At 70.2% G+C, this 24,054-nt stretch carries 25 protein-coding genes; 12 read left to right on the top strand and 13 right to left on the bottom strand.

What is annotated here, in order from left to right; translation table 11 throughout:
* Window positions 1-45: 45 nt before the first annotated feature.
* From CCR79_RS10785 to CCR79_RS10755, 7 genes are all read right to left on the bottom strand, one after another.
* Complete coding sequence (locus CCR79_RS10785; protein WP_201172204.1) at window positions 46-1,236, bottom strand: type II secretion system F family protein; 1,191 nt, start codon at window positions 1,234-1,236, stop codon at window positions 46-48.
* A complete protein-coding gene (locus CCR79_RS10780; RefSeq protein WP_201172202.1) occupies window positions 1,224-2,384 on the bottom strand; it encodes a GspE/PulE family protein in 1,161 nt (386 codons plus the stop codon). The genes CCR79_RS10785 and CCR79_RS10780 overlap by 13 nt, the downstream gene beginning before the upstream one ends.
* Before the next feature lie 75 nt (window positions 2,385-2,459).
* Window positions 2,460-3,140 (bottom strand): rhomboid family intramembrane serine protease, encoded by a 681-nt coding sequence (locus CCR79_RS10775; RefSeq protein ID WP_201172200.1) that lies wholly within the window; start codon window positions 3,138-3,140, stop codon window positions 2,460-2,462.
* Between the two features lie 62 nt (window positions 3,141-3,202).
* The gene (locus tag CCR79_RS13910; protein ID WP_201172198.1) at window positions 3,203-3,931 is read right to left on the bottom strand and encodes an OmpA family protein; all 729 of its coding nucleotides are present in this window, start codon (window positions 3,929-3,931) and stop codon (window positions 3,203-3,205) included.
* Between the two features lie 15 nt (window positions 3,932-3,946).
* Window positions 3,947-4,849: a motility protein A gene (locus CCR79_RS10765; protein WP_201172196.1), complete on the bottom strand. Its 903-nt coding sequence runs from the start codon at window positions 4,847-4,849 to the stop codon at window positions 3,947-3,949.
* A gap of 21 nt (window positions 4,850-4,870) precedes the next feature.
* Window positions 4,871-5,305: a CBS domain-containing protein gene (locus CCR79_RS10760; protein ID WP_201172183.1), complete on the bottom strand. Its 435-nt coding sequence runs from the start codon at window positions 5,303-5,305 to the stop codon at window positions 4,871-4,873.
* A gap of 85 nt (window positions 5,306-5,390) precedes the next feature.
* Window positions 5,391-6,680: a DEAD/DEAH box helicase gene (locus CCR79_RS10755; RefSeq protein WP_201172170.1), complete on the bottom strand. Its 1,290-nt coding sequence runs from the start codon at window positions 6,678-6,680 to the stop codon at window positions 5,391-5,393.
* 149 nt (window positions 6,681-6,829) lie between these two features.
* Here CCR79_RS10755 and CCR79_RS10750 point away from each other — a divergent pair, with 149 nt between their 5' ends.
* From CCR79_RS10750 to CCR79_RS10730, 5 genes are all read left to right on the top strand, one after another.
* A complete protein-coding gene (locus CCR79_RS10750) occupies window positions 6,830-8,110 on the top strand; it encodes an MFS transporter (RefSeq protein WP_201172562.1) in 1,281 nt (426 codons plus the stop codon).
* Window positions 8,111-8,143: 33 nt separating this feature from the next.
* Window positions 8,144-8,314, top strand: a complete 171-nt coding sequence (locus CCR79_RS10745) for a rubredoxin (protein WP_201172163.1) — start codon at window positions 8,144-8,146, stop codon at window positions 8,312-8,314.
* Window positions 8,315-8,321: 7 nt separating this feature from the next.
* A complete protein-coding gene (gene thiE, locus CCR79_RS10740) occupies window positions 8,322-8,951 on the top strand; it encodes a thiamine phosphate synthase (RefSeq protein ID WP_201172160.1) in 630 nt (209 codons plus the stop codon).
* A gap of 42 nt (window positions 8,952-8,993) precedes the next feature.
* Window positions 8,994-10,274, top strand: coding sequence for a glutamate-1-semialdehyde 2,1-aminomutase (hemL, locus tag CCR79_RS10735; protein ID WP_201172158.1), 1,281 nt, complete (start codon window positions 8,994-8,996; stop codon window positions 10,272-10,274).
* Window positions 10,275-10,418: 144 nt separating this feature from the next.
* Window positions 10,419-12,413 carry a DedA family protein gene (locus tag CCR79_RS10730; protein WP_201172156.1) on the top strand — a complete coding sequence of 665 codons (1,995 nt, stop codon included), beginning with the start codon at window positions 10,419-10,421 and terminating at the stop codon, window positions 12,411-12,413.
* A gap of 261 nt (window positions 12,414-12,674) precedes the next feature.
* On the opposite strand, the gene CCR79_RS10725 is transcribed toward CCR79_RS10730, so the two are convergent.
* The 4 genes from CCR79_RS10725 to CCR79_RS10710 are packed head-to-tail and all read right to left on the bottom strand — an operon-like array spanning window position 12,675 to window position 15,762.
* Window positions 12,675-13,277, bottom strand: a complete 603-nt coding sequence (locus CCR79_RS10725) for an LON peptidase substrate-binding domain-containing protein (protein ID WP_201172154.1) — start codon at window positions 13,275-13,277, stop codon at window positions 12,675-12,677.
* Window positions 13,277-13,885: a flavin prenyltransferase UbiX gene (locus tag CCR79_RS10720; RefSeq protein ID WP_201172143.1), complete on the bottom strand. Its 609-nt coding sequence runs from the start codon at window positions 13,883-13,885 to the stop codon at window positions 13,277-13,279. The genes CCR79_RS10725 and CCR79_RS10720 overlap by 1 nt, the downstream gene beginning before the upstream one ends.
* On the bottom strand, window positions 13,882-15,249 hold the full coding sequence (gene mpl, locus CCR79_RS10715) for a UDP-N-acetylmuramate:L-alanyl-gamma-D-glutamyl-meso-diaminopimelate ligase (RefSeq protein ID WP_201172141.1): 1,368 nt from the start codon (window positions 15,247-15,249) through the stop codon (window positions 13,882-13,884). The genes CCR79_RS10720 and mpl overlap by 4 nt, the downstream gene beginning before the upstream one ends.
* A gap of 12 nt (window positions 15,250-15,261) precedes the next feature.
* Window positions 15,262-15,762, bottom strand: coding sequence for a hypothetical protein (locus CCR79_RS10710; RefSeq protein WP_201172139.1), 501 nt, complete (start codon window positions 15,760-15,762; stop codon window positions 15,262-15,264).
* Window positions 15,763-15,984: 222 nt separating this feature from the next.
* On the opposite strand from CCR79_RS10710, the gene ppa reads away from it, so the two are divergent.
* The 7 genes from ppa to purD all read left to right on the top strand — a co-directional run bounded on the left by ppa (window position 15,985) and on the right by purD (window position 22,092).
* A complete protein-coding gene (ppa, locus tag CCR79_RS10705) occupies window positions 15,985-16,515 on the top strand; it encodes an inorganic diphosphatase (protein ID WP_201172136.1) in 531 nt (176 codons plus the stop codon).
* 87 nt (window positions 16,516-16,602) lie between these two features.
* On the top strand, window positions 16,603-16,944 hold the full coding sequence (locus tag CCR79_RS10700; RefSeq protein ID WP_201172126.1) for a hypothetical protein: 342 nt from the start codon (window positions 16,603-16,605) through the stop codon (window positions 16,942-16,944).
* A 3-nt stretch (window positions 16,945-16,947) separates the two neighbouring features.
* Window positions 16,948-17,829, top strand: coding sequence for a 50S ribosomal protein L11 methyltransferase (gene prmA / locus CCR79_RS10695; RefSeq protein ID WP_201172123.1), 882 nt, complete (start codon window positions 16,948-16,950; stop codon window positions 17,827-17,829).
* A 38-nt stretch (window positions 17,830-17,867) separates the two neighbouring features.
* A complete protein-coding gene (locus CCR79_RS13835) occupies window positions 17,868-18,809 on the top strand; it encodes a DUF3426 domain-containing protein (RefSeq protein ID WP_201172121.1) in 942 nt (313 codons plus the stop codon).
* A gap of 71 nt (window positions 18,810-18,880) precedes the next feature.
* Window positions 18,881-19,177 carry a DNA-binding transcriptional regulator Fis gene (gene fis, locus CCR79_RS10685; RefSeq protein WP_201172119.1) on the top strand — a complete coding sequence of 99 codons (297 nt, stop codon included), beginning with the start codon at window positions 18,881-18,883 and terminating at the stop codon, window positions 19,175-19,177.
* A gap of 19 nt (window positions 19,178-19,196) precedes the next feature.
* Window positions 19,197-20,780, top strand: a complete 1,584-nt coding sequence (gene purH / locus CCR79_RS10680) for a bifunctional phosphoribosylaminoimidazolecarboxamide formyltransferase/IMP cyclohydrolase (RefSeq protein WP_201172108.1) — start codon at window positions 19,197-19,199, stop codon at window positions 20,778-20,780.
* 22 nt (window positions 20,781-20,802) lie between these two features.
* Window positions 20,803-22,092, top strand: a complete 1,290-nt coding sequence (gene purD, locus CCR79_RS10675) for a phosphoribosylamine--glycine ligase (protein ID WP_201172106.1) — start codon at window positions 20,803-20,805, stop codon at window positions 22,090-22,092.
* Between the two features lie 93 nt (window positions 22,093-22,185).
* Here the strand turns inward: purD and CCR79_RS10670 are convergent, their stop codons facing one another.
* Both CCR79_RS10670 and CCR79_RS10665 read right to left on the bottom strand, forming a co-directional pair.
* Window positions 22,186-22,659: a phasin family protein gene (locus CCR79_RS10670; RefSeq protein WP_201172104.1), complete on the bottom strand. Its 474-nt coding sequence runs from the start codon at window positions 22,657-22,659 to the stop codon at window positions 22,186-22,188.
* Between the two features lie 189 nt (window positions 22,660-22,848).
* Complete coding sequence (locus tag CCR79_RS10665) at window positions 22,849-24,009, bottom strand: ParM/StbA family protein (protein ID WP_201172102.1); 1,161 nt, start codon at window positions 24,007-24,009, stop codon at window positions 22,849-22,851.
* Window positions 24,010-24,054 lie beyond the last annotated feature (45 nt).

The raw sequence follows: 24,054 nt of genomic DNA, 5'->3' as shown, positions 1-24,054 counted from the left end.
GCGCCTGTGCCGGGTAACGGGCGCCCATTGTAGGGGGGGGGCGGATCACAGTGTCGTGCCCATGCGAAAGATCGGCAGGTAGAGTGCGCCGACCACCCCGGCGGTGATGACACCGAGCAGGACGATCAGGGCCGGCTCGAGCAGGGCGCCGGCGCGCTGAAGGCGCTCCTCCAGCCGCTGCTGATGCAGTGTCGCGGCGTCGTGGAGCATCTCCTCGAGGCGTCCGCTGTTCTCGCCGATGGCCACCAGCTGGCTGATCTCCCGCGCCTCGGGAAGGTGCTCGCGCAGGGCCGCGGCCAGTGGCTCGCCCGCCTCGATGCGTTTGTGCAGTCGGCTCAGGCGCGGCCCCAGGCCGGCGCCCCCGGCCGCATCGGCCGCGCGCGGCAGGGCTTCGAGCAGGGGTACACCGGCACCGTACAGGCGCGCCAGGGTGGCTGCCCAGCGGGCCAGTGCCGCCTCGAGCAGGAGGCCGCCGAGCCAGGGCAGGCGGGCAACGAGTGCGGCGAGTCGCTGCCGTCGGACCGGATGACGGCGCACCGCCATTGTGAGGGCCATGCCTGCTGCCAGGCCGCCGAGCACCACCACTGGTGCCGTCACGGCGAAAAGCTCGGAAGCGGTCAGCACGGCCCGTGTTGGGGCCGGCAGGGGCTCGCCCCCCTGTTGGAACAAGCCCTCGAAGCGGGGGACCACCGCCGTCAGCAGCAGGCTGATCAAGGCCAGGGCGGCTGTCGCCACCACCGCCGGGTAGCTCAGGGCGCGGCGCAGCAGTGCGACGATGGCCGCCTCGCGCTCGATCTCGGTGGCGACGCTGCCGAGGGCTGCGGGTAGGTCGCCGGTCCACGTGCCGGCGGCGAGCAGGGCGCCATGGACCGGGCGCAGCCCCGGAAACTGACTGCGGAAGGCGGTGGCCGGATCGGTGCCACGCTCGACCGCGTGGCGCACCCCGCGCAACCCCTGGCGCAGCGCCGGTGTGGGGGCCTGGGCCGCCGCCACGCGCAGGGCCTCGCTGAACGGCGCCCCGGCCTCCAGCACCGAGGCCAGCCGGCGGAGGGCGGCGGCGCGCTCGACGCTGCGCGTGCGGCGCCGCCGGGGTCGGGCCGGTTGGCGCCGCACGTCGGTCACCGCCACCCCCCACTCGGCCAGGGCGTAACGCAGGGCGGCCGGTGAATCGGCGTGGCAGCTTCCGCCCAGGCGACGCCCGCCGCGGTCGAGGCCACGCCAGCTCAGGCGGGCCAAGAGTCGGCCTCGTGGGTGACCCGACGCAGCTCGGTGGCGCTGGTCTCGCCGGCCTCCACCAGCGGCCAACCGGCGTCGTGCAGGTCCGGGATGCCGTCCGCCCGGGCGCGTGTCTCGATCTCGCGGGCCGAGGCCCCGGCGAGTACGGCATCGGCCACCGTCCGCGTGAGTGGCATGACCTGGAAGATACCGCGTCGCCCGCAGTAGCCGTCCTGACACTGTGGACAGCCGCGGCGGGCGTAGTCGCCGGGCGGCTCTGCCGCCATCGGCTGCGGCGCCGTCTCGGTGGTGTCCCGGCACGCCGGGCAGAGGCGGCGGACCAGCCGCTGGGCCACGACCAGGGAGAGGCTGGAGGCCAGATCGTGGCCAGGCAAGCCCATCTGTGCCAGGCGCTCTACCGCCCCGGGGGCGCTGCGCGTGTGCAGGGTGGAGAGGACCAGGTGACCGGTCTGCGCCGCCTTGACGGCGATGGCTGCGGTCTCGGCGTCGCGGATCTCGCCGACCATGATCACGTCCGGGTCCTGGCGCAGGAAGGCGCGCAAGGCCCGGGCGAAGTCGATGCCGGCGCGGCGGTTGACGGCCACGTGGGTCACCCCGGGGGTGTCCAGTTCCACGGGATCCTCGACGGCGCAGATGTTGCGCTCGGGGGTGTTCAGCCGGCGCAGCGCAGCGTGCAGCGTCGCCGTCTTGCCGGAGCCGGTGGGTCCGGTGACCAGGATCAGGCCGTCGGGGCGGTCAAGGGCCGCCTCCAGGGCCTGCCGGGCGGGATCGGGCAGGCCCAGGGCCTCGAGGGTGGTCGGGGCGTCCTGCTCGATCAGGCGCAAGACCAGCTTTTCGCCGTGGACCCCGGGGCAGCTGGCGACGCGGAACTGCACGCGGTGGCCGTCACCGTCGCGGGCTTCCAGGCGACCGTCCTGCGGCAGGCGCTGCTCGGCGACGTCCATCCCAGCGAGCAGTTTGATGCGCGCGGCGATGCGCCCGTGCAGGGCGGCCGGCGGGGCCTCGGCTTCGCGCAGCAGGCCGTCGATACGCAGCCGCACGCGGATCCGGTCGGCTTCCGGCTGAAGGTGGATGTCCGAGGCCCGACGCCGCACGGCGTCGGCCAGGAGACGGTCCACGAGGCGGACCGTGGCACGATCGTCGTCCATGATGCGTTCTCCTTCGGCTTCGTCCCTGAAGCGAAGCTCCAGCGTAGACCGGTCGGCCCCGACGGGGGAAGGGGCCTACCAGTGGAAGCGCTGGTACCGCGGTTTGATCGGCAGCTTGCCGCGCCAGTACTGGATCAGCAGGAAGCCGACCACCATGCCGCCGAGGTGGGCGAAGTGGGCGATGCCGGCCACCGTGCCGGTGATGCCGGCGAACAACTCGAACGCGCCGTAGCCGATGACGAAGTACTTCGCCTTGATCGGGATTGGCGGGATGAGCAGCATCAGCCGGTAGTTGGGGAACATCATGCCGAAGGCCAGGAGGATGCCGAACACCCCGCCCGAGGCGCCGACGGTCGGGTAGATCTGGCCATCCGCCGCTGCCTGGGTGGCGACGAACAGCTGGACCAGACCGGCGCCGATGACGCAGATGAAGAAGTAGAGCGCGAAGGTCCGTGAGCCCCACGCGTACTCCAGGTGGACGCCGAGGATCCACATGGCGAAGAGGTTCACGAACAGGTGCAGCAGCCCGCCGTGCAGGAAGCCGTAGGTGAGCAGCTGCCAGATTTGGAAATCGGGTAGCGGCCCCATGGTCGGGGGTAGGTCCAGCCCCCCGGTCAGCGGCCAGAGTCCGAAGACGGTGATCAGCAGTTGCGGCCCGATCACGATCTGCAGCAGGAAGATGAGGATGTTCGCCGTCAGCAGGAAGCCGATGACCGGCGGAAAGTTCGACAGGGTGGGCGGGCCAGCGTTGTCCATCTCGGGGCTCGGGTCTCCAGTCGGTCTCCAGGGGTCAGTATCGCCGGTGCCCGGCTGCTTGCCTACGGCAGCGGCAGATCTTCCGGCGGGCTATCGGTGCCGAAGTGCAGGGTGATCTCCACCCGGCGGTTTTCGGCGCGCCCCTCGGCGGTCTCGTTGTCGGCGATCGGGCGGATGTCGCCGTAGCCGATGGCGCGCATCCGTCGCGGGTCCAGGCCCTGTTGCTCGAGGTAGCGCAGAACGGCACTGGCCCGCGCCGAGGAGAGCTCCCAGTTCGACGGGAACTGCTCGGTGGCGATGGGGATGTTGTCGGTATGCCCCTCCACCGACAGGCGCACCCCGGTGGCCTCGAGGATCGGGACCAGCTCGTCGATGGCGTCCTGGCCTTCAGCCTGGAGTTCGGCCCGTCCGGTCTCGAAGAGTACGGCGTCGTCGAGCCGGAAGGTGAGGGTCTCCTCCTCGCCCACGGCCTGGATGCCGGCCTCCTCGAGTTCCGCGGGGACTTCAACGGGGTCGGGCTCATCCAGCGGGGCCGGCAGCCCCTCGAGCACGCTGGGGTCACCCTCGAGGATATGCTCGCGCCCCTCCAGGACGCCGTCGCCGAGGCCCTCGCGGTCATCGTCTTCCTCCGGCTCGAGCAGTGCGAGGAGGATGACGAAAACGATCAGCAGGAGGGTGATGACGTCGAGGTAGACCAGCAGCCAGCTGTTGTCCTCCTCCTTGTCGCCCTCCGGTTGGACCTGCCGGTTGAACTGTCGGGTGCGGCGGTTGCTGGGGGTCTGCTCGGCCACGATTTGCCCCCGGGGTCAGCGCTCGGCGCCGGCGGGGCGGTCGCCGCCGCCGCGCGCCTCCGGCCTGCCACCGCCCTGTCCGCCAGTCGGGGAGTTGGCGGCGGCCGCGGCGCGCTGGCTGGTCTCCTCGAGCTGCTGGATCAGGTCCGGGTCCCGGATCTCGTCCTTGTACTGGGCGATGAACGAGTGCAGCGTCTCGCGCATGAGGGTCGGGTTGCGCTTCTGGCACATCAGCGAGATGCCCTGGAGGATCATGTTCAGGGTCACCAGCCGCTGCTCGGTGCGCCGCTCGAGCTTCACCGCGATGGGCTTGAGGACGAGGTTGGCGAGGAGGATGCCATAGAACGTGGTCAGCAGTGCCACGCCCATCTGCTGGCCGATCTGGGCGATGTCGCCGTCGTCGAGGATGAACATCATGTTGATCAGCCCCACCAGGGTGCCGATCATGCCGAACGCCGGCGCAAAGGAGGCCATGACCCGGAAGATCTGCGCCTCGGCGTGTTCCTTGGCGCGCAGCCGCTGGATGCGCCACTGCAGCAGGTCGAGGATGTCCTCCTCCGGTGTCAGGTCGATGAGCAGCTGCACCCCGGTGCGCAGGAAGGGGTTGGCCACGTTCTCCAGCGCGTCCTCCACCGCCCGCACGTCACCCTTGAACCAGAGCTGCGAGATGCGGATCAGCTCCTCCATGTCGTCGCGGGTGTAGACGCGCTCGTTGCGGATGACGATCCACACCAGGCGGAAGACCCGCAGGACCTCGTCCATGGGGTAGGCGAGGAAGGTGGCAGCCAGGGTGCCGCCGATGACGATCGCCAAGCCGGGGAAGTTGAGGAAGACCAGCGCCTCTTCCGCGGCGATGAACAGCACGGAGCCGACCAGGATCAACCCGCCGATGATGCCGACCAGGGTAGACGGGTTCATGGGGGTGCGGCCCTCTGCTGCCTAGCCGGTGCTGCTGGTGGCGTCCCGCAGGGCGCCAAGCAGATCCTCGCGGGCGATCACGCCGACCACGCGACCTTCGTCATCGACCACCGGGAACCCCTTGGTGCGCATGTCCACCATGCGCTGCAGGACGCGGGTCAGGGGCAGGTCCGGTGGCACCGTGATGGGCTCGCGGGTCATGACCTCGTGGACCGGACGCTCCATGATGGCGTCGTAGCGCGGCACCATGGCGTCCGGGGTGAAGGTGAACGCCTTGAGCAGGTCGAGCTTGGTGGCCAGCCCGAGCAGCCGCTGCTGCTCGTCCACCACGGGCACGCCGTTGAAGTCGTGGGCGTCGAACAGGCGCTGGAGCTCGCGCAGCGGGGTCTCGTGGCCCACCGTCTTCGGCGCCGTGGTCATGTAATCGCTTACGCGGTAGCTGAGGAAGTCGTACATGGTCTCCCGTTCGCCTTGTCTGCCCCGGCGGTCGCGCCCCTCGCCTCCGACTATGACACGCCCGCGCGGGGCGAGACCAGACGCCTCAGCGCGAACTCCGCGCCCCGCTGCTGCGCCGGCGCGAAGACGGTCCACGTCCGTTCTGCCCCCCGGAACGGCGCGGGCCTCCGCCGTTGCGCGGCTTGCGCGGCATCTTCGGCGGCGCCAGCTCGGCGAAATACTCCTGCGGCGGCGGCGCCGAGGGGATCTTCTCGGTCAGGTACGCCTCGATGTCCGGCAGCGAGAAGACGTATTCATCGCAGGCCAGGGAGATGGCATCGCCGCTCTCGCCGGCACGCGCCGTGCGCCCGATGCGGTGGACGTAGTCCTCCGGATCGTTGGGCAGGTCGAAGTTGATGACGTGGCTGACGGCGTCGATGTGCAGCCCGCGAGCAGCCACGTCGGTGCCGACCAGCACCGGCAGATCGCCGCTGCGGAAGCGTTCAAGCAGCTGTTCGCGCTTGTTCTGCGGGATGTCGCCGGAGATGACCGCCGCCTCGATGCCGTTGCCCTTGAGGTAGCCCACCAGGCGCTCGGCGGCGCGCTTGGTGTTGGCGAAGATCAGGGTACGCCGTGGGTCGATGTGCTGCAGCAGCCCGACCACGAAGGAGGTCTTGTCCTCCTTGGCCACGTGGTAGAGCGTCTGGCGGACGTGATCGGCGGTGCGCTGCTCGCTCTCTACCGCCACCCGGGGTGGGTCGCCCATGTGCTCCCAGGCCAGCTCCATGACCCGGTAGGAGAGGGTGGCGGAGAACAGCAGGTTGAGCCGCTGCTCGGCCCGGGGCATGCGCCGGAGCAGGAAGCGGATGTCCGAGATGAAGCCGAGGTCGAACATGCGATCGGCCTCGTCAAGGACCACCACCTCGATGTTGCGCAGGCTGAAGACCTTCTGCTTGTAGAAGTCGATGATCCGCCCGGGTGTGCCGATGATGACATCGACCCCGTCCTGGAGCTGCTGGCGCTGCGAATCGTAGCCGGTGCCACCGTAGACGGCGGCGAACTTCAGGCCGGTGTAGGCACCGATCTGCTCGGCGTCGTGGTAGATCTGCAGGGCCAGCTCGCGGGTCGGGGCGAGCATGATCGCCCAGGGGCCGACGGCGTCCTCGTCCACCGGATGGCTCATCAGATGGTGGAGGGTGGCGATGACAAAGGCGGCGGTCTTGCCGGTTCCGGTCTGCGCCTCGCCGGCGATGTTGCCGCCGGCCAGCGTCCGGGGCAGGGTCTCCGCCTGGATCGGGGTGCAGTGGGTCAGGCCCGCGTCATCGAGTCCGTCGAGCACCGCGTCGTGGATGGGTAGGTCGGTAAAACGCTGATCGGTCAGGTGAGTTTCGCTCATGCCGTTCAGGGTACCGGACTCCGCCGCCGCCCGCTAGCCGCCGGGCGGCTCTCCCTGTACGGTGTCCGGCGTAAGGTGGCCGATTGGCGGGAGGTCCCGTGGTCTGGGCAACGAGCAGGGCGCCGCGGCGCGAGGTGTTCGGCTGGGCGATGTTCGATTTCGCCAATCAGGCCTACACCCTGCTGATCATCACCGTCATCTACGGCGACCTGTTCACACGGGTGATCGTCGGCGACGGCGGCGACGACTACCGGCTGGGCAACCTGCTGTGGAGCACGGCGCTGGCGCTGAGCTATCTGGGCGTGGTGGCCACCGCGCCGATCTTCGGCGCGGTCATGGATTACGCGGCGGCCAAGCGCCGCTTCCTTTTCCTCAGCTATATCACCACCGTCGCCGCCACCGCGGCGCTCTACTGGGTGGAGCCGGGATACGTCGTCCTCGGTTTCGTGCTGATCGTGATCTCCAGTTACGCCTACTCCATGGGCGAGGCGTTCATCGCCGGTTTCCTGCCGGATATCGCCGGGCCGCGGGAGATGGGCCGGGTCTCGGGGCTGGGCTGGTCGCTGGGCTACATCGGCGGGCTGTTCGCCACCGCGTTCACGGTGCTGGTCCTCGGCGAGGTCAGTGAGGAGAACTTCGACCGCATCCGCTGGGTGGGGCCCTTCGCCGCCGCGTTCTTCCTGATCTGTGCCATCCCCACCTTCCTGTGGCTGCGCGAGCGCGGCCAGGCGCGCCGGCTGCCGGCCGGGCGGGGCTATATCCGGCTCGGTGCCGAGCGTGTCGGGCGCACCCTGCGCAGCCTCGGCTACCTGCGCGATCTGGCCGTGTTTATGGTCTCACTGCTGATGGCCATGTCGGGGCTGGCCATCGTCATCGCCTACGCCTTCATCTACGGGGCCCAGGTGATCGGCTGGGACGAGCGGGCCCGGCTGATCATGTTCGTGGTGACCCAGTTCTCGGCGGCGGCCGGTGCCATCGGCTTCGGCCTGACCCAGGATCGTTTCGGTGCCAAGCGCACCTACATGGTGACCCTGGTGATGTGGGTGGTGGCGATCCTGCTGATCTGGCTCACGCCGGAGCTGACCGAAGCGCTCAACCGCTGGCTGGGCACGCAGTGGCAGGCACAGTACGTGTTCCTCGCCGCCGGGGTGGCTGCCGGCCTGGCCTTGGGCTCGTGCCAGTCCGCCGGGCGGACGCTGGTGGGCCTGTTCGCACCGCCGGGGCGTGCCGCGGAGTTCTTCGGGTTCTGGGGGTTGGCGACCAAGCTGGCCGCCGCCGGCGGCTTGGTCGGCGTTGGTGCGCTGCAGGCGGCCGTCGGCCTGCAGTCGGCGATCCTGCTGTGTGCGGTGCTGTTCGCCGGTGCCTTCCTGGTCGCCCTGGGGGTCGACGAGGCGCGGGGTCGGGCACGGGGACAGGCTTTGGTAGAGTGAGGCGGGTCGGAATCGATACAGGGAGGGGCCGTCGTGGCCGAGCGTGTCTGGGTTTGTACCGTGTGTGGCTGGATGTACGACGAGAGTCAGGGGGTCCCGGACGAGGGGATCGAGCCGGGAACTGCCTTTGAGGATCTGCCGGAGGGCTTCCTCTGCCCGGAGTGCAGCGCCGGCAAGGAGGCCTTCGAGCCGATGGAGGTGTGAGGTCGACGTGGAGAAGCGAGCAAGTCAACTGACGGGGGTCTACGCGGTGACCCAGCCCCGCCCCGATCTCGAGGATGCCGTGGCGGCCGTGCTGCGCGGCGGGGTGGGGATCGTCCAGTACCGCGATAAGGGTGACGACGGCGAGCGTCGGCGGCGTGAGGCGACGGCGCTGCGTCGGCTCTGCGCGGACGCGGATGCCCTGTTCCTGGTCAATGATGACGTGGCCCTGGCCGAGGCCGTCGGGGCCCACGGGGTCCACCTGGGCCGCGACGACGGCTCCGTGACAGCGGCCCGGCAGCGGCTGGGCGATGCCGCCTGGATCGGCGTATCGTGCTACGACGACCTGGAGCGGGCCCGCCGGCTGGTGGCCGAGGGGGCGGACTACGTGGCCTTCGGCAGTGTCTTCCCCTCGCCGACTAAGCCGGAGTCCGGCCTGGCGCCCATGGAGCTGCTGCGCACCGGGCGCGAGGCCACGGGCTGTCCGACCGTCGCCATCGGCGGGATCGACGCCGGGAACCTCCACGAGGTGGCCGCCGCAGGGGCCGACGCCGCTGCCGTGGTCAGCGCGCTATTCGCCGCCGAGGATGCGGAGGCGGCGGCCCGGCAGCTCGTCGCCCAGTGGCAGCGCAGTCGGTAGAATCCCGTCCCGAGACCGAATCACAAGACAAGAGGAGTACCCATGCAGCGCACCCATCAGTTGTTCCAGCAGGCCCGGGAGCTGATCCCCGGCGGTGTCAACTCCCCGGTGCGCGCGTTCAAGGGGGTCGGCGGCGAACCGATCTTCTTCGAGCGCGGCGAGGGGCCGTACATGTGGGACGTGGACGGCAAGCGCTACGTCGACTACGTCTGCTCTTGGGGGCCGCTGGTCGCCGGTCACGCGGATCCCGAGATCGTCCGGCGCGTGCAGGAGACCGCCGCGCGTGGGCTGTCCTTCGGGACCCCGGTGGAACTTGAGGTGGAGATGGCCCGCACCCTCTGCCAGCACGTGCCGTCGCTGGAGATGGTGCGCCTGGTCAACTCCGGCACGGAGGCGACCATGAGCGCCCTGCGCCTGGCTCGTGGCTTCACCGGGCGCGACAAGATCGTCAAGTTCCAGGGCAATTACCACGGCCACGTCGACGCGCTGCTGGCCCAGGCCGGTTCCGGGGCCCTGACCCTGGGCGTGCCCGGGTGCCCCGGCGTCCCGGAGGCTGTGGTCGCCGAGACCCTGACCGTGCCCTACAACGACATCGAGGCGGTGGAGCAGTGCTTCAACGAGCATGGTAGCGAGATCGCCGCGGTGATCGTCGAGCCGGTGGCCGGCAACATGAACTGCGTGCCGCCGGTGCCCGGTTTCCTGGAGAAGCTGCGCGAGGTCTGCGACCGCACCGACGCCCTGCTGATCTTCGATGAGGTCATGACCGGCTTCCGCGTCGGGCCGCAGTGCGCCCAGGGGCGCTACGGCATCACCCCGGACCTGACCTGCCTGGGTAAGGTGGTCGGCGGCGGCATGCCGGTGGGCGCCTTCGGCGGCCGGCGCGAGATCATGGAAGGGTTGGCCCCCACCGGTGGCGTCTACCAAGCCGGGACGCTCTCCGGCAATCCGGTGACCATGGCCGCCGGGCTGGCGACCCTGGAGCGGATCACCGCCCCGGGGGCGTTCGAGGGTCTGGAGCAGACCACCACGCGCGTGGTCGACGGCATCAAGGAGCGGGCCGATGCCGCCGGCATCCCGCTGGCCACGAACCAGGCCGGGAGCATGTTCGGCCTGTTCTTCACGGAAGACGCGCCGGTCACCCGCTTCGACCAGGTCAAGGCCTGCGACCTCGAGGCGTTCAACCGCTTCTTCCACGCCATGCTGGAAGAGGGCGTCTACCTGGCGCCGGCGGCCTTCGAGGCCGGCTTCGTCTCGCTGGCCCACGACGACACGGCGGTGCAGGAGACCCTGGACGCCGCCGAGCGTGCCTTCGCCCGCGTCTAGGCGGGTGCGGGCGCGCGCGGGTGGGCCGCTGCCGGCCCGGACCTGCGCATCCACGGATCCGGCGGGGCTGCGGCCCCTCCGGATCTTTTTATCTGCGGGCAGGTCTGTCCCGAGCGGGGACCGACAGCCTGGAGCAGCGAACTGATGGATCTCTCCTGGATCGCCGGTCTGCTCGACTGGGTGGCGGCCCACCCGGGCTGGGCCACCTTGGTCATCTTCCTCATCGCCCTCTGCGAGGGGGTGGTGGTGGCCGGTCTGATCGTCCCCGGTGCCACGCTGCTGTTCTTCGCGGGGGCCCTGGTGGGCACCGGGCATCTGGAGCTATGGCCGAGTCTGGTCGCCGCCTTTTCCGGGGCTTTCGTCGGCGACTCCATCAGCTATTGGCTCGGTCGCCACTTCGGCGATCGGCTGCGCACCTACTGGCCGCTGCGCCGCTACCCCGGTGCCCTCGCCAAGGGGGACGCCTTCTTCGCTGCTCACGGTGGCAAGAGCCTCTTCTTTGGACGTTTCGTGGGCCCGGTGCGGGGGATCATCCCGGCCATCGCCGGCATGATGAACATGCCGCCGCGGCCCTTCCTGCTCGTGAACCTGGTCTCGGCGGTGCTCTGGGCGCCGGCCTACCTGCTGCCAGGGATGGTCTTCGGCGCCTCGCTGGCCGTGGCCGCATCGGTGTCGCTGCGCCTTGGGGCGCTGCTGCTGATCGCCCTGATCGCTGTTTGGGCCGGCTGGTGGCTGGCGCGCCACCTGATCGCGCCGCGCCTGCGCCGGGCGGCGGCCCTGATCGCCTGGCGGGCCCGGGCCTGGGGAAGGGTTCATCCGGTGGCCGCCCAGGTGCTTAGTGGTCCGCGCCACGCCCTGCGCGCATTCAGTTATGGCGCCGGGTGGATCTGGTGGGCGGCGCTGCTCGCCCTGATGGTGCTGACCCTGTACCAGGGGTGGTGGGGCGGGCCAACGCTGGTGGACGAGGCGCTGCTGGCGGTGCTGATGAGCGAACTGGATACCGGCCTGCGCGCGGCTTTCGTCATGCCGGCCCTGCTCCTCGAGCCGCAGGCCTGGGTGCCGGCCTGGCTGGCCGGGGTGGCCTGGGTGGCCTGGGGCGGTCGCCTGCGGGTGGCCGCCGTGCTCGGCCTGATCGTCCCTGCAGCGGCCCTGTTGGCGGTGCTGCTGGGGGTGGTCAGTGGCAACTTGAGCACCGCCACGCTCTACCGCGGCGCCCCACCGCTGGCCTTCCCGTCGCCGGCGCTGGCCGGCTTCACGACGCTGGTCCTGGCCTCAGGGGTCCTGGCCACGGTGGCCTACGGGCCGCTGCGCCGCCCGGTGCAGGTGGTGGGGGTGGGGATCCCGCTGCTGGCCGCAATCGGCGGTGTGGTGGTCGGGGATTTGTGGCTGGCGGATGCGGTGGGCGGCCTGCTGCTGGGCGTGGTCATCGCCGGGCTGGTGGTGCTGGCGCGCACGGCTTCACAGCGGCGCCTTCCGGAGCGAACCTTGCCGGCCATCGTGGCCCTGGTCCTGGTGGCTGGGGTGGTGGTGAAGGCGGCGTTGATCCTCCCCGAGGAGCGCCAGCGCTTCGTCGCCCAGGCCGATCCGCCGGAGCTGACGGTTGCCGAGTGGCTGGAGGTGGGGCCGGCGCACGCGTTCGGACGGGAACTGCGTTGGCTTGACGGCGGCCGCCGTGCGGTGGACCTGCAGTGGTTGGCGGAGCCGGAGACACTGGTTGCCCGGCTCGATGAAGCCGGCTGGCAGGAGCCCCAGCGCCGCCTCTACGGGGCGTTGCGCTGGTTGCAGCCGGAGCCGGATCTGTACCGAATGGCGCCGCTGCCGCGCTGGTACCGGGGGCGTCTGCCGGCGCTGATTCGGGTGATACCGGCCGATTCGGAGCGACGGTTGGTACTGCGCCTGTGGCCGGCGCCGATGAGCGTCACGGGCGAGGCGGCATCGGTGTGGCTGGTCAGCCTGGAGGTGGAGCGCATCCAGAGCGGCTGGCCGGTGGCGGCGATCCAGTCTCGGCCGGTGACACCCGGTGAGCGCATCCGTGTGGTGGATCGGCTGTTGACCACGGGGGATCTACGCATCCTGGAGCCGGCACAGCCGATCCGCATCTTGCCCGCCCGGGCCCTGTCCGGCGACGCTGGTCGCTGACCCCCCCCGCCGGGCGTTGCGGTGTGCCCCCCGAGGCCGGGGCCTGATGAGCGCGCCCCGCCTGGCGGCGGGGTCCCCTGCGCTGCTCGCCCCGGCGGGGCCGCTCGCTTAACTCGCGGCGCGGTCGCGCCGCTCGGACAAAACCTCGCTGACCAGCGCGAACCGGAAAGGTTCGCGCTGGCCCCCCGCCGGGGCTGCGCGGCTCGGCACGCTCAAAGGCCCCGGCCTCGGGGGGCACACCGCAACGCCCGGTGCGTGGGGCTAGTCGGCGTCGCCGCGGGGCGGCGAGTCCTGCTCCAGGGCCCGGCGCAGCAGCTCCAGGCGCTCCTCCGGGGCGTCGATCTCCAGCAGCTGCTGCTTCGCCTCGGTGGGGATCGGCAACAGCTCCGATAGCCGCGCGCTGACCCAGCCGGCATCATCGAGCTGGCGGGGCATGGCCCCGTACAGGCCGCCGATCTGATCGAGGATTCGCTCCAGCAGATCGGCCAGCGGGCGGAGCTCGGCGTCCAGTTGCGGCGCCGGCGGGTCGGTCAGCCAGCGCACCTGCGCCTGTTGCACCTTCCCCGTCGGGGTCTGCCGCTCAAGGATCTCGAAGCGCCGCTGTCCCTCGACGGTGATCCCCAGCAGACCGTCGCTGCGCTGGTCCCAGTCGATGATGCGCACCTCCGTCCCCACGGCGTGGGGACGGGCCGGCAGCCCCGCCTCGCCGCCATTCTCGATCAGGCAGATGCCGAAGCCGGTGTTGTCGTTGCGCAGGCAGTAGGTGACCAGATCCAGATAGCGGCGCTCGAAGATGCGCAGCTCCAGTCGCCCACCCGGGAAAAGCACTGTACGCAGAGGGAACAGCGGCAGCTCATCGTCCATCAGTCGCTCTCCTTGCCCCAGCGGGGGCCCAGGTCGTGGGCCACATCCAAGTGGTCCAGGATCCGTGCCACGACGAAGTCGATCAGGTCCTCGACCCGCTGCGGCCGATGGTAGAACCCCGGGTTGGCCGGCAGGACCACCACGCCGAGCCGCGTCAGGGACAGCATATGCTCCAGGTGGATCGCCGAGAGCGGGGTCTCCCGCGGAACCACCACCAGTTGACCGCGCTCCTTGAGTACCACATCGGCGGCGCGCTCGATCAGGCTGTCCGAGTGTCCGCCGGCGATCGCCGCCAGGGTGCCGGTGGTGCAGGGGCAGACCACCATGCGTTTCGGGGCTGCCGAGCCGGAAGCCAGGGGTGCGGTCCACTGCTGATCACTGTAGACGTGGAGCCGCGCCGGATCGATGCCTAGGGCCCCGACCAGTTGGCGGTGCAACTCGGCGCTGCGCCGGGGGAGCGGGGTGTCCGTCTCCAGTCCGGCAACCACCCGGGCAGCATCGGAGACCAGCAGATGGACGGTCTCGCCCGCCCCGGCGAGGGTCTGCACCAGGCGCAGACCGTACTGCAGGCCAGAGGCCCCGGTTAGGGCGACGCTGACCCCGCTCATGCCGGGGCGCTCCCGGCCTCCAGGCCGGCCAGCAGTCGCTCGTGGATGTTGCCGAAGGCGCCGTTGCTCATCACCACCAGGCGGTCGCCAGGGCGCGCCTCGGCCAGGGCGAGCCGGGCCAGGTGGTCGACCTCGGCGGCGGTATGCAGGCGCCCTCCCAGTGGTGCCAGGGCCTCGGGGACGGACCAGGGCAGGTCCGGTGGGGTCAACACGAAGGCGTGGTCGGCGCGGGCCAGGGCGTCGGCCAGCTGCCGGCGGTGGATGCCCAGGCGCATGGTGTTCGAGCGCGGCTCCAGCACGGCCAGCAGTCGCCGCCCCGGGGCGGCCAGGGCCTCCAGGGTGGCGGCCACGGCGCTGTGGTGGTGGGCGAAGTCGTCGATGACCTCGACCCCGCCGACGCGGCCGCGCACCTCCAGCCGGCGGCGGACGCCGGGGAAGGCGTTCACGGCTTCCAGGGCGGTGGTCGGATCCGCCCCGGCCCCGGCGGCAGCCGCCACCGCCGCCGCGGCATTGGCCAGGTTGTGGCGGCCCGGCTGCGGCGGATGCAGCGGGCCGAGCGGAGTGCGCCGGTGCAGGAGTACGGCGCCGGCGTCAGGGCGGTCGTCGGCGGTGATGCGCCAGTCATTGTCGGCGCCAAAGCCGATTCGCTCCAGCCGCGACCAGCAGCCGCGCGCGACGACGGCGGGCAGGTTGGGGTCATCGCCGTTGATGAGCACGCGGCCGTTGCCGGGGACGGTACGCACCGCATGGTGGAGCTGCGTGGCGATGGCCTCCAGATCCGGGTAGATGTCGGCGTGGTCGTACTCCAGATTGTTCAGCAGCAGGACGCGGGGCTGGTAGTGGACGACCTTGGCGCGCTTGTCGAAGAAGGCCGTGTCGTACTCGTCGGCCTCCACCACGAAGGGCGAACCGGTGCCTAGCCGGGCGGAGCGCTCGCTGAACCCCGGGGCGCCGCCGATCAGATAGCCCGGGTCGAGGCCGCAGCGCTCCAGGGCCCAAGCGGTCATCGAGGCGGTGGTGGTCTTGCCGTGGGTGCCGGCGATGGCTACCACGCAGCGGCCGTTGAGGACGTTCTCCGCCAGCCACGCGGGACCGGACTGGTAGGGCAGCCCGCGGTCCAGGATGTGCTCGACAGCCGGGTTGCCGCGGGAGAGGGCGTTGCCGATGACCACCCGGTCCGGGGCGGGTTCCAGGTGGGCGGCGTCGTAGCCGGGTCGGACCGGGACGCCCGCCTGGTCGAGGATGTCGCTCATCGGTGGCCACGCCGCGCTGTCGCTGCCGTCCACCGCGTGCCCGCTCTCCCGGGCGAGGAGGGCGACGCCGCCCATGAACGTGCCGCATATACCGAGGATGTGTATCTTCATGGACCGTCCCGATCAGTCGGCGGCCAGCTGGACCACCTGAAAGCTGAGGAAGCTGTACGCCAGCGCCAGGAGGATGCCGAGCGCCAGGCGCATCTCCAGCGTATGCCGGAAGATGTGCCCGAGGATGGCCACCTGCCAGAACCAGAGCAAGAGGATGCCGGCGGCGGCGCCCTGGGCCTGCTCCGCGCCGTAGGCGGCGATGGGGAAGGTCATCAGTGTGACCGGGATGCCGATCAGCACGTCGGTGCCGAACATCGCCGTGGCGCTCTGGGTGAAGCGCGGAGTTAGTCCGCGCAGCAGGAGCAGGGCGTAGAGGAAGGCCAGGCTGAAGCCGGTCGCGACCACCACCTGCAGGCCGACGGTGCCCGTGTCCGGGAGGTTGTCCGCGGCGATGTAGGTTAGGATCATGCTCGCCCCGATCAACCCGAGCAGGTGCGTGGCCGAGTAGGGCAGATCCTGGGGACCGTCGCGAAAGAGGCAGATCCCCACCAGTTTCTGCAGCAAAGGACCCATGCTCTCCCCCTGGGTGGTTGTTCGGCCCAATCATACCGCATGGCATGGCGGCACGATGCCGCCGGTTGACGTCGACGCCGGGGTGCGCTGGCATAGGGCCCCTTACGGGGCGGCCGGTTGCGCCGCGGCCTTGCTTGCCGCGGCGCAGCAACGGCGTTACAGTTCGCCCCTGTCGAACCGTTCCTCGATACGCAAACGTCCTCTACTGAACGGAGTAACTGCATGAGCCTCGATTCCGTGCCCGCCGGGCGGTCGATTCCGGACGATATCAACGTCGTCATCGAGATCCCGCTCCACGGCGGCCCCGTGAAGTACGAAGTGGATAAGGAGACGGGTGCGCTCACCGTCGATCGCATCATGGCCACGGCCATGCACTATCCGTGCAACTACGGCTTTGTGCCGCAGACGCTGGCCGATGATGGCGATCCGGTAGACGCCCTGGTCATCACCCCCCTACCGTTGCAGCCCGGCTCGGTGATCCGCTGCCGCCCGGTGGGTGTGCTGGAGATGGCGGACGAGTCCGGCGAGGATGCCAAGCTGATTGCGGTTCCGGTGGACAAGCTGACCACCGACTACAGCGAGGTTAAGGGGCCCGACGACCTGCCGCCGCGCCTGCTGCAGGAGATCAGCCATTTCTTTGAGCACTACAAGGATCTTGAGCCCGGCAAGTGGGTTCAGGTGCGCGACTGGAAGGGCGCCGACGCCGCGCGAGCCGAGATCGAGCACGCGGTGTCCAACTACCGGAATCAGTAGCAACGCAGGGAGCGTTGCCCGACTCAGGGGGCCAGTGGAGCGGCCGATAACCCGTGAAGCGGTATCGACGTTCGGAGGTGGTGAGCGATGGCTCGCGCCCTTACGGCAGAGCGACTCAAGTGTGAGAACGCCACGTTCCAGGGGACCGGTGGCGTCAGCGCTTGCAACCGGGACCACGGCTTCCGCCCGGCCTTCCTGGACACCGAGACGGGGACGATCTACCTCTCCTGCAGCGGGAACGGGCAGCCGGCCCCCTTTCACCGCCTCGACGGTCTGCCCGAGGAGCTGATCAGCGAACGCGACGACCGCGGTCGGGTCATCGCGGTGAAGCAGCGGGTGGTCTCCGGGTTCGAGCGCGACGGCTGCTTCTATACCCGCGAGCAGGCCGCCTGCTTCGTGGTTCCCCCGACCCCGCGACAAGGTTCCTGAGTCGTGGCGCAGCTGCAGGTGACGCTGGAGGTCGCCGCCGGCGACCTCGATGCCGTGGATGGCGCCCTGGAACTGGCCGGGGCGCTGTCCCAGACCTACCAGGCCGATGATGGCACCGTGCTCCTCGAGCCCGGCGTGGGCGAGCACCCGATGTGGGAGCGGGTTCGAGTTGCCGCGCTGTTTCCTGCCGGGACCGATCCCGAGGACCTTTACAAGCTGCTCGCCGGGCAGCTGGGCGAACGTCTGCAAGGCTGGCAGGCGGAGACGCTGGAGGATCGTGCCTGGGAGCGCGAGTGGCTCGACCACTTCCGCCCCATGGCCTTCGGCGAGCGGCTTTGGATCGTCCCCACCGGGAGCGAGCCGGAGCTGCCGCGCGACGCCGTGGCCATCCACCTCGACCCGGGGCTGGCCTTCGGCACCGGCACCCACGAGACCACGGCGCTGTGCCTGCAGTGGCTTGATGGCGAGCCGATCCAGGGGCGTGACGGCCTCGATTTCGGCGCCGGCTCTGGCGTCCTAGCCGTGGCTGCGGTACGTCTGGGCGCGGCCCGCTGCATGGCCGTCGATAACGACCCCCAGGCAGTGATCGCCAGCCGCGACAACGCCGAGCGCAACGGTGTCGCCGATTGGGTCCCGGCGTACGCCGTCGATCAGCGGCCGGCGTATTGCGCCGATTTCCTCGTCGCCAATATCCTTGCATCGACGCTGGTGGAGCTGGCCGGTGAGCTGCGTAGCGGCGTTCGCGTCGGTGGGCGCCTGGCGCTCTCCGGGATCCTCCTGGGGCAGGAGCAGCAGGTCATGGATGCCTTCCAGGGCAGCATCGCCTGGGATGCGCCGCAGACTCGCGGCGACTGGGTGCTGGTCAGCGGCACCCGCACCGCCTGAACGTCGGTCGCCGGATTTTCCAACAACGAGGGAAGCCCGTGTACACCCAGTGCCCTGGATGCGGGACGATCTTCGCGCTGCGTGCGTGGCAGCTTCGCCAGGCGCGCGGTCGGGTTACCTGTGGCCTGTGCCAGACCACCTTCGACGCGGTTCAGGCGCTGAGCGAGGACTTGCCCGGCGAGCCGGGTGCCGCGACGACCGACGGGGCCCCGCCGTCCCGGTCCGCCGGTGGGGACGAGGTGCGCATCCCCGCCCTGGGACCGCAGATGTCGGCCATCGGCCGAATGCTGCCCGACGACAGAGGCGATCGGCCGGTGGACCTGCAGGCCCTCGTCGGTGAGCGCTCGACCGCGGGGGAGCGCTCAGGTTCCGGCCCGGAGGCGGCGGATCGGGCAGCCGAACCGGGGGGGGGCGAGGCCGACTGGGAGCAGGTCCTGGCCGAGCTGCGTGCCGGGCAGCGTCCCGCCCGTGCCCCGGGGGCTGGCACGAGGCCCAAGCGGCGCCTCTGGATGACCGCCGCTGGCGTGCTGGTGTTGGCGGCGGCCCTGGTCCATGGCTCGTACCTCTACCGCGCGCAGCTGCTCGAGCTGCCCGGGACGCGGGCGTGGCTCTCGGCGGTCTGCGCCGTGTACGACTGCCAGCTGGAGACCGCGGCGAGCTACGACGTCATCGAGGTCGAGGAGCGCTGGCTGGAGCCGGATCCGCGTCGGGACGATGCGCTGATGCTCGGCGGGGTGCTGGTGCACACCGGCGAGCGGCGCCTGCCCTATCCCGAGATGCGGCTGACACTGCGGGATCTGGACGGCCACGTGACCGGCGAGCGCTGGGTTCGCCCTGAGGACTACGTGGCCGACAGCCGTCTGCGGGCGCGCCTGGGCGCGGGCATGGAGCCGGGGGCTCGGATCCCGGTGGAACTCTACGTGGCAGAGCCCGACGGCGGGGCCGAGAGTTTCTCGCTGTCATTCCGACCGGTCGAGTAGGGCCGCCAGGGCCCGGGGGGCCGCCGGTCGGCTCTGTTATCCTTCCAGACAGACATGAATGGGGGTGATGCATGCAGGACGGCAAGGGACCCGGTCCCGGACAGGGTCCTGGCAGGGGCGGCGACGGCGAGGTGGGGGGGCCCATCCGCGAGGCGGTCAGTCGCGCCCTGGATGACTATTTCAGGGAGCTGGACGGGCACGACTGCAATGGTCTCTATCGGCTCGTGCTCAACGAGGTGGAGGTTCCGCTCCTCGAGTCGGTGATGGACTACTGCTCTGGCAATCAGACGCGGGCTGCGCAGCTGCTCGGCCTTAATCGGGCGACCCTGCGCAAGAAGCTGCGCGATCACGGCATCGACTACAACTGAACAACCCGGACAATCCAATATGGCGACCAACGACGGCGTGCGGCCCCTGCGGCGGGCCTTGATCAGCGTTTCCGACAAGAGCGGGGTGGAGGGCTTCGCCCGGGCCCTGCATGAGCAAGGCGTCGAGATCCTCTCGACCGGTGGTACGGCCCGCCTGCTGGGCGAGGCCGGTATCCCGGTGCGTGAGGTTTCGGCCGAGACCGGCTTCCCGGAGATCATGGATGGCCGGGTCAAGACCCTGCATCCGCGCATCCACGGCGGGCTGCTGGGGCGGCGCGGCACGGACGACGCGGTCATGGACGAGCACGGCATCGGGCCCATCGACCTGCTCTGCGTGAACCTCTACCCCTTCGAGCAGGCCGTCGCCGCCGAGGATTGCACGCTGGCCGAGGCCATCGAGAACATCGACGTCGGCGGGCCGGCCATGATCCGTGCCGCGGCCAAGAACCACACCGATGTGGCGGTGGTCACCGAGGCTGCCGCCTACGATCGGGTCCTGGACGAAGTCCAGCGCCTGGGCGGGACCAGCCGGGCCCTGCGTCACCACCTGGCAACCCGGGCGTTCAGCCACACCGCACGCTACGATGGCGCCATCGCCGCCTACCTGAGCCAGCGCGACGAGCAGGGTGAGCAGCAGGGCGATTTCCCGGGTATCTGGACGTTGCAGGTGGAGAAGATCGCGGATATGCGCTATGGCGAGAACCCGCATCAGTCCGCTGCCTTCTACCGTGACGTCACCCCCGGTGAGGCCAGCGTCGCCACGGCGCGCCAGCTCCAGGGCAAGGCCCTGTCCTACAACAACGTCGCCGATACCGATGCCGCGCTGGAGTGCGTCAAGGGGTTCGAGGCGCCGGCCTGTGTCATCGTCAAGCATGCCAACCCCTGCGGTGTGGCCTGTGCCGAGACCCTGCGCGAGGCCTACGACCGGGCCTTCGAGGTCGACCCGACCTCGGCCTTCGGTGGCATCATCGCCTTCAACGACACCGTCGACGCCGAGTTGGCCGGTGCCATCCTGGATCGCCAGTTCGTGGAGGTGGTCATTGCCCCGGCGGTCACCGACGAGGCCCTGTCGCGCTTCTCCGCCAAGGCCAACGTGCGCGTGCTGCAGACCGGCCGCTGGCCGCGGAAGGCTGGCGCAGATCTGGAGCTCAAGCGGGTGCGCGGCGGTCTCCTGGTCCAGGATCGAGACACCGCAGTGGTCGATCCGGCCGACCTGCGGGTGGTCACCCGGCGTCAGCCCACCGACGCCGAATGGGCCGACCTGCGTTTCGCCTGGGAAGTGGTGCGGCACGTCAAGTCCAACGCCATCGTCTTTGCGGGCGGGCAGCGCACCCTCGGTGTGGGGGCCGGGCAGATGAGCCGCGTGTTCAGTACCCGGATCGCCTGCGAGAAGGCGTCGGATGCGGGGCTCGCCCTGCAGGGCTCGGTGCTCGCCTCCGACGCCTTCTTCCCGTTCCGGGACGGAGTCGATCAGGCCGCCGAGGCCGGTGCCGCGGCGCTCATCCAGCCCGGTGGCTCGATGCGCGACCAAGAGGTAATCGACGCCGCCGACGAGCATGGCCTGGCCATGGTCTTCACCGGGATGCGCCACTTCCGCCACTGAACGCGGCCAAGCGAGGTAGAGGATGAAGGTACTGGTTATCGGAGGGGGCGGTCGCGAGCACGCCATGGCCTGGGCCCTGGCGCGCTCGGCGCAGGTCGAAGAGGTGCTCGTCGCCCCCGGTAACGCCGGCACCGCCCGCGAGCCCGGGGTCCGGAACATCCAGGTTGGCGCGGAGGACGTCCCGGCGCTGGTCCAGCAGGCCCGGGAACAAGCGGTGGCCTTTACGGTGGTTGGGCCCGAGGCACCGCTGGTGGCCGGGGTGGTGGACGCGTTCCAGGAGGCGGGGCTCCCCTGTCTGGGCCCGACCGCGGCCGCCGCGGAGCTGGAGGGCTCCAAGGCCTTCGCCAAGGCCTTCATGGCCCGTCACGGGATCCCCACGGCGGCCTACCGGACCTTTGACGATCTGGGCGCGGCCACCGACTACATCCGGGAACACCCCGCGCCGATGGTCATCAAGGCCGATGGGCTGGCCTCGGGCAAGGGTGTCGAGGTGGCGGCGACCAAGGATGCCGCCCTGCTGGCCGCCGAGCGCATGCTCTCAGGCCAGGCCTTCGGGGACGCCGGTGCGCGCGTCGTGGTCGAGGAGTGCCTGCAGGGCGAGGAGCTGAGCTTCATCGCCCTGGTCGACGGCGAGCATGTGGTGGCGATGGCCAGCTCTCAGGATCACAAACCGCGGGACGACGGTGATGAGGGTCCGAACACCGGGGGGATGGGCGCGTACTCGCCGGCGCCGCTGATGGATGAACGGCTCTACCAGCGGGTCATGGACGAGGTGATCCGGCCCACGGTCCGCGGGCTGGCTGCCGAGGGGCGGCCCTACAAGGGGTTTCTCTACGCCGGGCTGATGATCGACGACGAGGGCCATCCGCGCGTCCTCGAGTACAACTGCCGCCTGGGCGACCCGGAGGCGCAACCCCTGCTGATGCGCCTGGATGCGGACTTCGCCGAGCTCTGCCGGGCTGCCCTCGACGGCCGGCTGCCGGAGGTGGCGCTGAGCTGGGATCCGCGCCCGGCGGTCGGCGTGGTGATGGCGGCGGCCGGCTATCCGGGGCCGGTGGAGCGGGGCGATGTCATTGAAGGGCTCGACGACGCCGAGCACACCGGCTGCAAGGTCTTCCACGGGGGCACGACCCTCGACGCCGACGGCCGGGTGGTGACCAACGGCGGTCGGGTGCTCTGCTGCTGCGCCCTGGGCGAGCGTGTGGCTGCTGCGCAACAGGCCGCTTATCGCGGTGTCGCCGCCATCCACTGGGAGGGGGTGTTTTACCGGCGGGACATCGGTGCCCGGGCCATTGCCCGGGAAACCGGCTGACCCCCCCCCCCGGTGCCCCGTTGAGGGGGCTGAACGAAACGGAGCCGGCGCCCCGCGGGGCACCGGCTCCGTTGTCGGGAATCCCCGGAGGGGTTACGCGGACTTCTTGCTGCTGCTGCCGGAGGCGGCGGAGCCACTGCCGCTGCCACCCGCCGAGGCACCACCGCTGGCACTGCTGCCCGCGCTGCGGCCCTTGCCGGTGGCCTTCTCGGCCTGGCCCTGCATCGTCTCGGTCATGGCCGTGACGTTCTCCTGGGCGATCTTCTGCACTTCCTCGCCCATGTTCTTGCTGATGTCGGCCAGGGTGCTGGCGTTCTCGGTGAACTTGTTGCTCATCGTCTGCACGACCTTGCCCTGGTCGTTCAGGTAGTTCTGGAAGCTCTCCGGATCACGGACCTCCATGGCCTTGCGCATCTGCTCCATGGCCAGGTCGGTGTAGGAGCGCGCCGCCTCCAGGTTCAGGTGAGCGACCTTCTCGGCGTGGTCGAGGAGCAGCGCGTTGAGCTTGCGGCTCGGCTCCATCATCTTCTGGAACTGTTGCATGGTCTTGTTGAGCTGGTCTTGCATGGGTCTCTCTCCTTGTTGAAGCTGCTCGAGGCATGACCGCTCGCCATGCCTTGTGCGATGCAACATAGCACCACCCGTGTTGCGTTGCAACAGCAGATTGACCCACGCCAAACAAAAAGGGGCCGCGCCAGGCGGCGCGGCCCCTCGGTCCGATCCGCTCGCCGGGGCGTGGGCCCCAGCGGGAGGCGGTCAGCCCTCGCTGCCGCTGCGGGCCGGCGGCACGGCCGCGCCGTCCCCGTCGCTGTCGCCCCCGCGGCTGTAGGTGGTACTGCCGGTGCCGTAGCTGCCGGAACGGTAGTCCTCCTGCGGGGCGGCCTCCTGCTCGGCGGCGTGGCCCATCTCCGCGGCGCGTTGCTGGGCGTTGAAATAGGCCCAGTTGAAGTAGCCGCGGGCATTGGCGGTGACGGAGTCCTGCGCCAGCTGGGCCTGGGAGAGCTCGGGCCGGAGGTAGCGCTCGAGCACCCGGCCACCGCCACCGGTGATGATGATGTGGTCGTACTCTTGGATCTGCCACATCGAGCGGGCCTCGACCAGCAGTTTGGTGGCGATGTCGCCGAAGATGCGGTCGCGGAGCTCGACGATGTCTACCGGTCGCCCGTTGACGTTGACCTGGCCCTGGATGATGGCCTCGTCCAGCGTGTACTGCTCGCGCTCGAGCCCGTACTGGGTGGAGAGTTCCTGGGCGATCTCCTCGTAGCCGAAGGAGATCCCCAGCGGCACCGTCTTGCAGAAGCCCGGGGAGTACTCGCCGTCGATCACGGTGGCAAAGTCGCTGGTGCGGAAGCCGATGTCCATGATGCCGACGCGGCCGTTGAGCAGCGGGTGATCGCCGCGGATCTGCCCGCGGTCGTCGAGGACCTCGGCCCAGAAGCTGCCCACCGGCTGCGGGACCACCTCGATGTTCTCGAGCCGGATGCTGACCCCGAAGCGGCTCGGGCCGACGTGGCGGATGACCTCGTGGTCGCCGCGCAGCTGGCGGACCAGGTCGTCGGCCATGTGCATGCGGCCTGGTGGCAGGCCGGTGACCACGTGGAAGTTGTTCACCGTCTCGCGGGCGTAGAGGCTGAGGGCGCCGAGGAAGAGGATCTTGAGGTCGTCCCCCTCCGCGCGGGTCGGCGACAGTCCCCGGTGCGCCAGGCGCGAGTGGCGGATGGCGTAGTCGCCCAGCAGATAGCTCTTACCACCGTAGGTGATGCGCAGCTCGCTGCTGCCGCTGCGCTGGGCCACGCCCAGGGACATCGGCATGCCCGACTCGCCCTCGCCGACGACGCTGGGGAATACGTGCCCCTCGCGGCCGTCATCGATCTTGATGAACCCGTACCCCATGTCCAGGCCAATACAACGTTCCACGGCGTCTCCCCCTCTGTTGCCCGTTCGCCGTCTCTGTCTGGGCGC

Origin of the sequence: Halorhodospira halophila, from assembly GCF_016653405.1 — a bacterium.
GTDB classification, from domain to species: domain Bacteria; phylum Pseudomonadota; class Gammaproteobacteria; order Nitrococcales; family Halorhodospiraceae; genus Halorhodospira; species Halorhodospira halophila_A.
Note: the sequence above shows the minus strand (reverse complement) of the source record. Positions and strands in the feature narration are given on the sequence as shown.

What these genes read in the sequence shown, in the direction of transcription:
- CCR79_RS10780 (WP_201172202.1), bottom strand. Translation starts at nt 2,384, where the DNA reads ATGGACGACGATCGTGCCACGGTCCGCCTCGTGGACCGTCTCCTGGCC.
- CCR79_RS10775 (WP_201172200.1), bottom strand. Translation starts at nt 3,140, where the DNA reads ATGGACAACGCTGGCCCGCCCACCCTGTCGAACTTTCCGCCGGTCATC.
- CCR79_RS10765 (WP_201172196.1), bottom strand. Translation starts at nt 4,849, where the DNA reads ATGAACCCGTCTACCCTGGTCGGCATCATCGGCGGGTTGATCCTGGTC.
- CCR79_RS10760 (WP_201172183.1), bottom strand. Translation starts at nt 5,305, where the DNA reads ATGTACGACTTCCTCAGCTACCGCGTAAGCGATTACATGACCACGGCG.
- CCR79_RS10755 (WP_201172170.1), bottom strand. Translation starts at nt 6,680, where the DNA reads ATGAGCGAAACTCACCTGACCGATCAGCGTTTTACCGACCTACCCATC.
- CCR79_RS10750 (WP_201172562.1), top strand. Translation starts at nt 6,830, where the DNA reads ATGTTCGATTTCGCCAATCAGGCCTACACCCTGCTGATCATCACCGTC.
- hemL (WP_201172158.1), top strand. Translation starts at nt 8,994, where the DNA reads ATGCAGCGCACCCATCAGTTGTTCCAGCAGGCCCGGGAGCTGATCCCC.
- CCR79_RS10730 (WP_201172156.1), top strand. Translation starts at nt 10,419, where the DNA reads ATGGATCTCTCCTGGATCGCCGGTCTGCTCGACTGGGTGGCGGCCCAC.
- CCR79_RS10725 (WP_201172154.1), bottom strand. Translation starts at nt 13,277, where the DNA reads ATGGACGATGAGCTGCCGCTGTTCCCTCTGCGTACAGTGCTTTTCCCG.
- CCR79_RS10720 (WP_201172143.1), bottom strand. Translation starts at nt 13,885, where the DNA reads ATGAGCGGGGTCAGCGTCGCCCTAACCGGGGCCTCTGGCCTGCAGTAC.
- mpl (WP_201172141.1), bottom strand. Translation starts at nt 15,249, where the DNA reads ATGAAGATACACATCCTCGGTATATGCGGCACGTTCATGGGCGGCGTC.
- CCR79_RS10710 (WP_201172139.1), bottom strand. Translation starts at nt 15,762, where the DNA reads ATGGGTCCTTTGCTGCAGAAACTGGTGGGGATCTGCCTCTTTCGCGAC.
- ppa (WP_201172136.1), top strand. Translation starts at nt 15,985, where the DNA reads ATGAGCCTCGATTCCGTGCCCGCCGGGCGGTCGATTCCGGACGATATC.
- CCR79_RS10700 (WP_201172126.1), top strand. Translation starts at nt 16,603, where the DNA reads ATGGCTCGCGCCCTTACGGCAGAGCGACTCAAGTGTGAGAACGCCACG.
- fis (WP_201172119.1), top strand. Translation starts at nt 18,881, where the DNA reads ATGCAGGACGGCAAGGGACCCGGTCCCGGACAGGGTCCTGGCAGGGGC.
- purH (WP_201172108.1), top strand. Translation starts at nt 19,197, where the DNA reads ATGGCGACCAACGACGGCGTGCGGCCCCTGCGGCGGGCCTTGATCAGC.
- purD (WP_201172106.1), top strand. Translation starts at nt 20,803, where the DNA reads ATGAAGGTACTGGTTATCGGAGGGGGCGGTCGCGAGCACGCCATGGCC.
- CCR79_RS10670 (WP_201172104.1), bottom strand. Translation starts at nt 22,659, where the DNA reads ATGCAAGACCAGCTCAACAAGACCATGCAACAGTTCCAGAAGATGATG.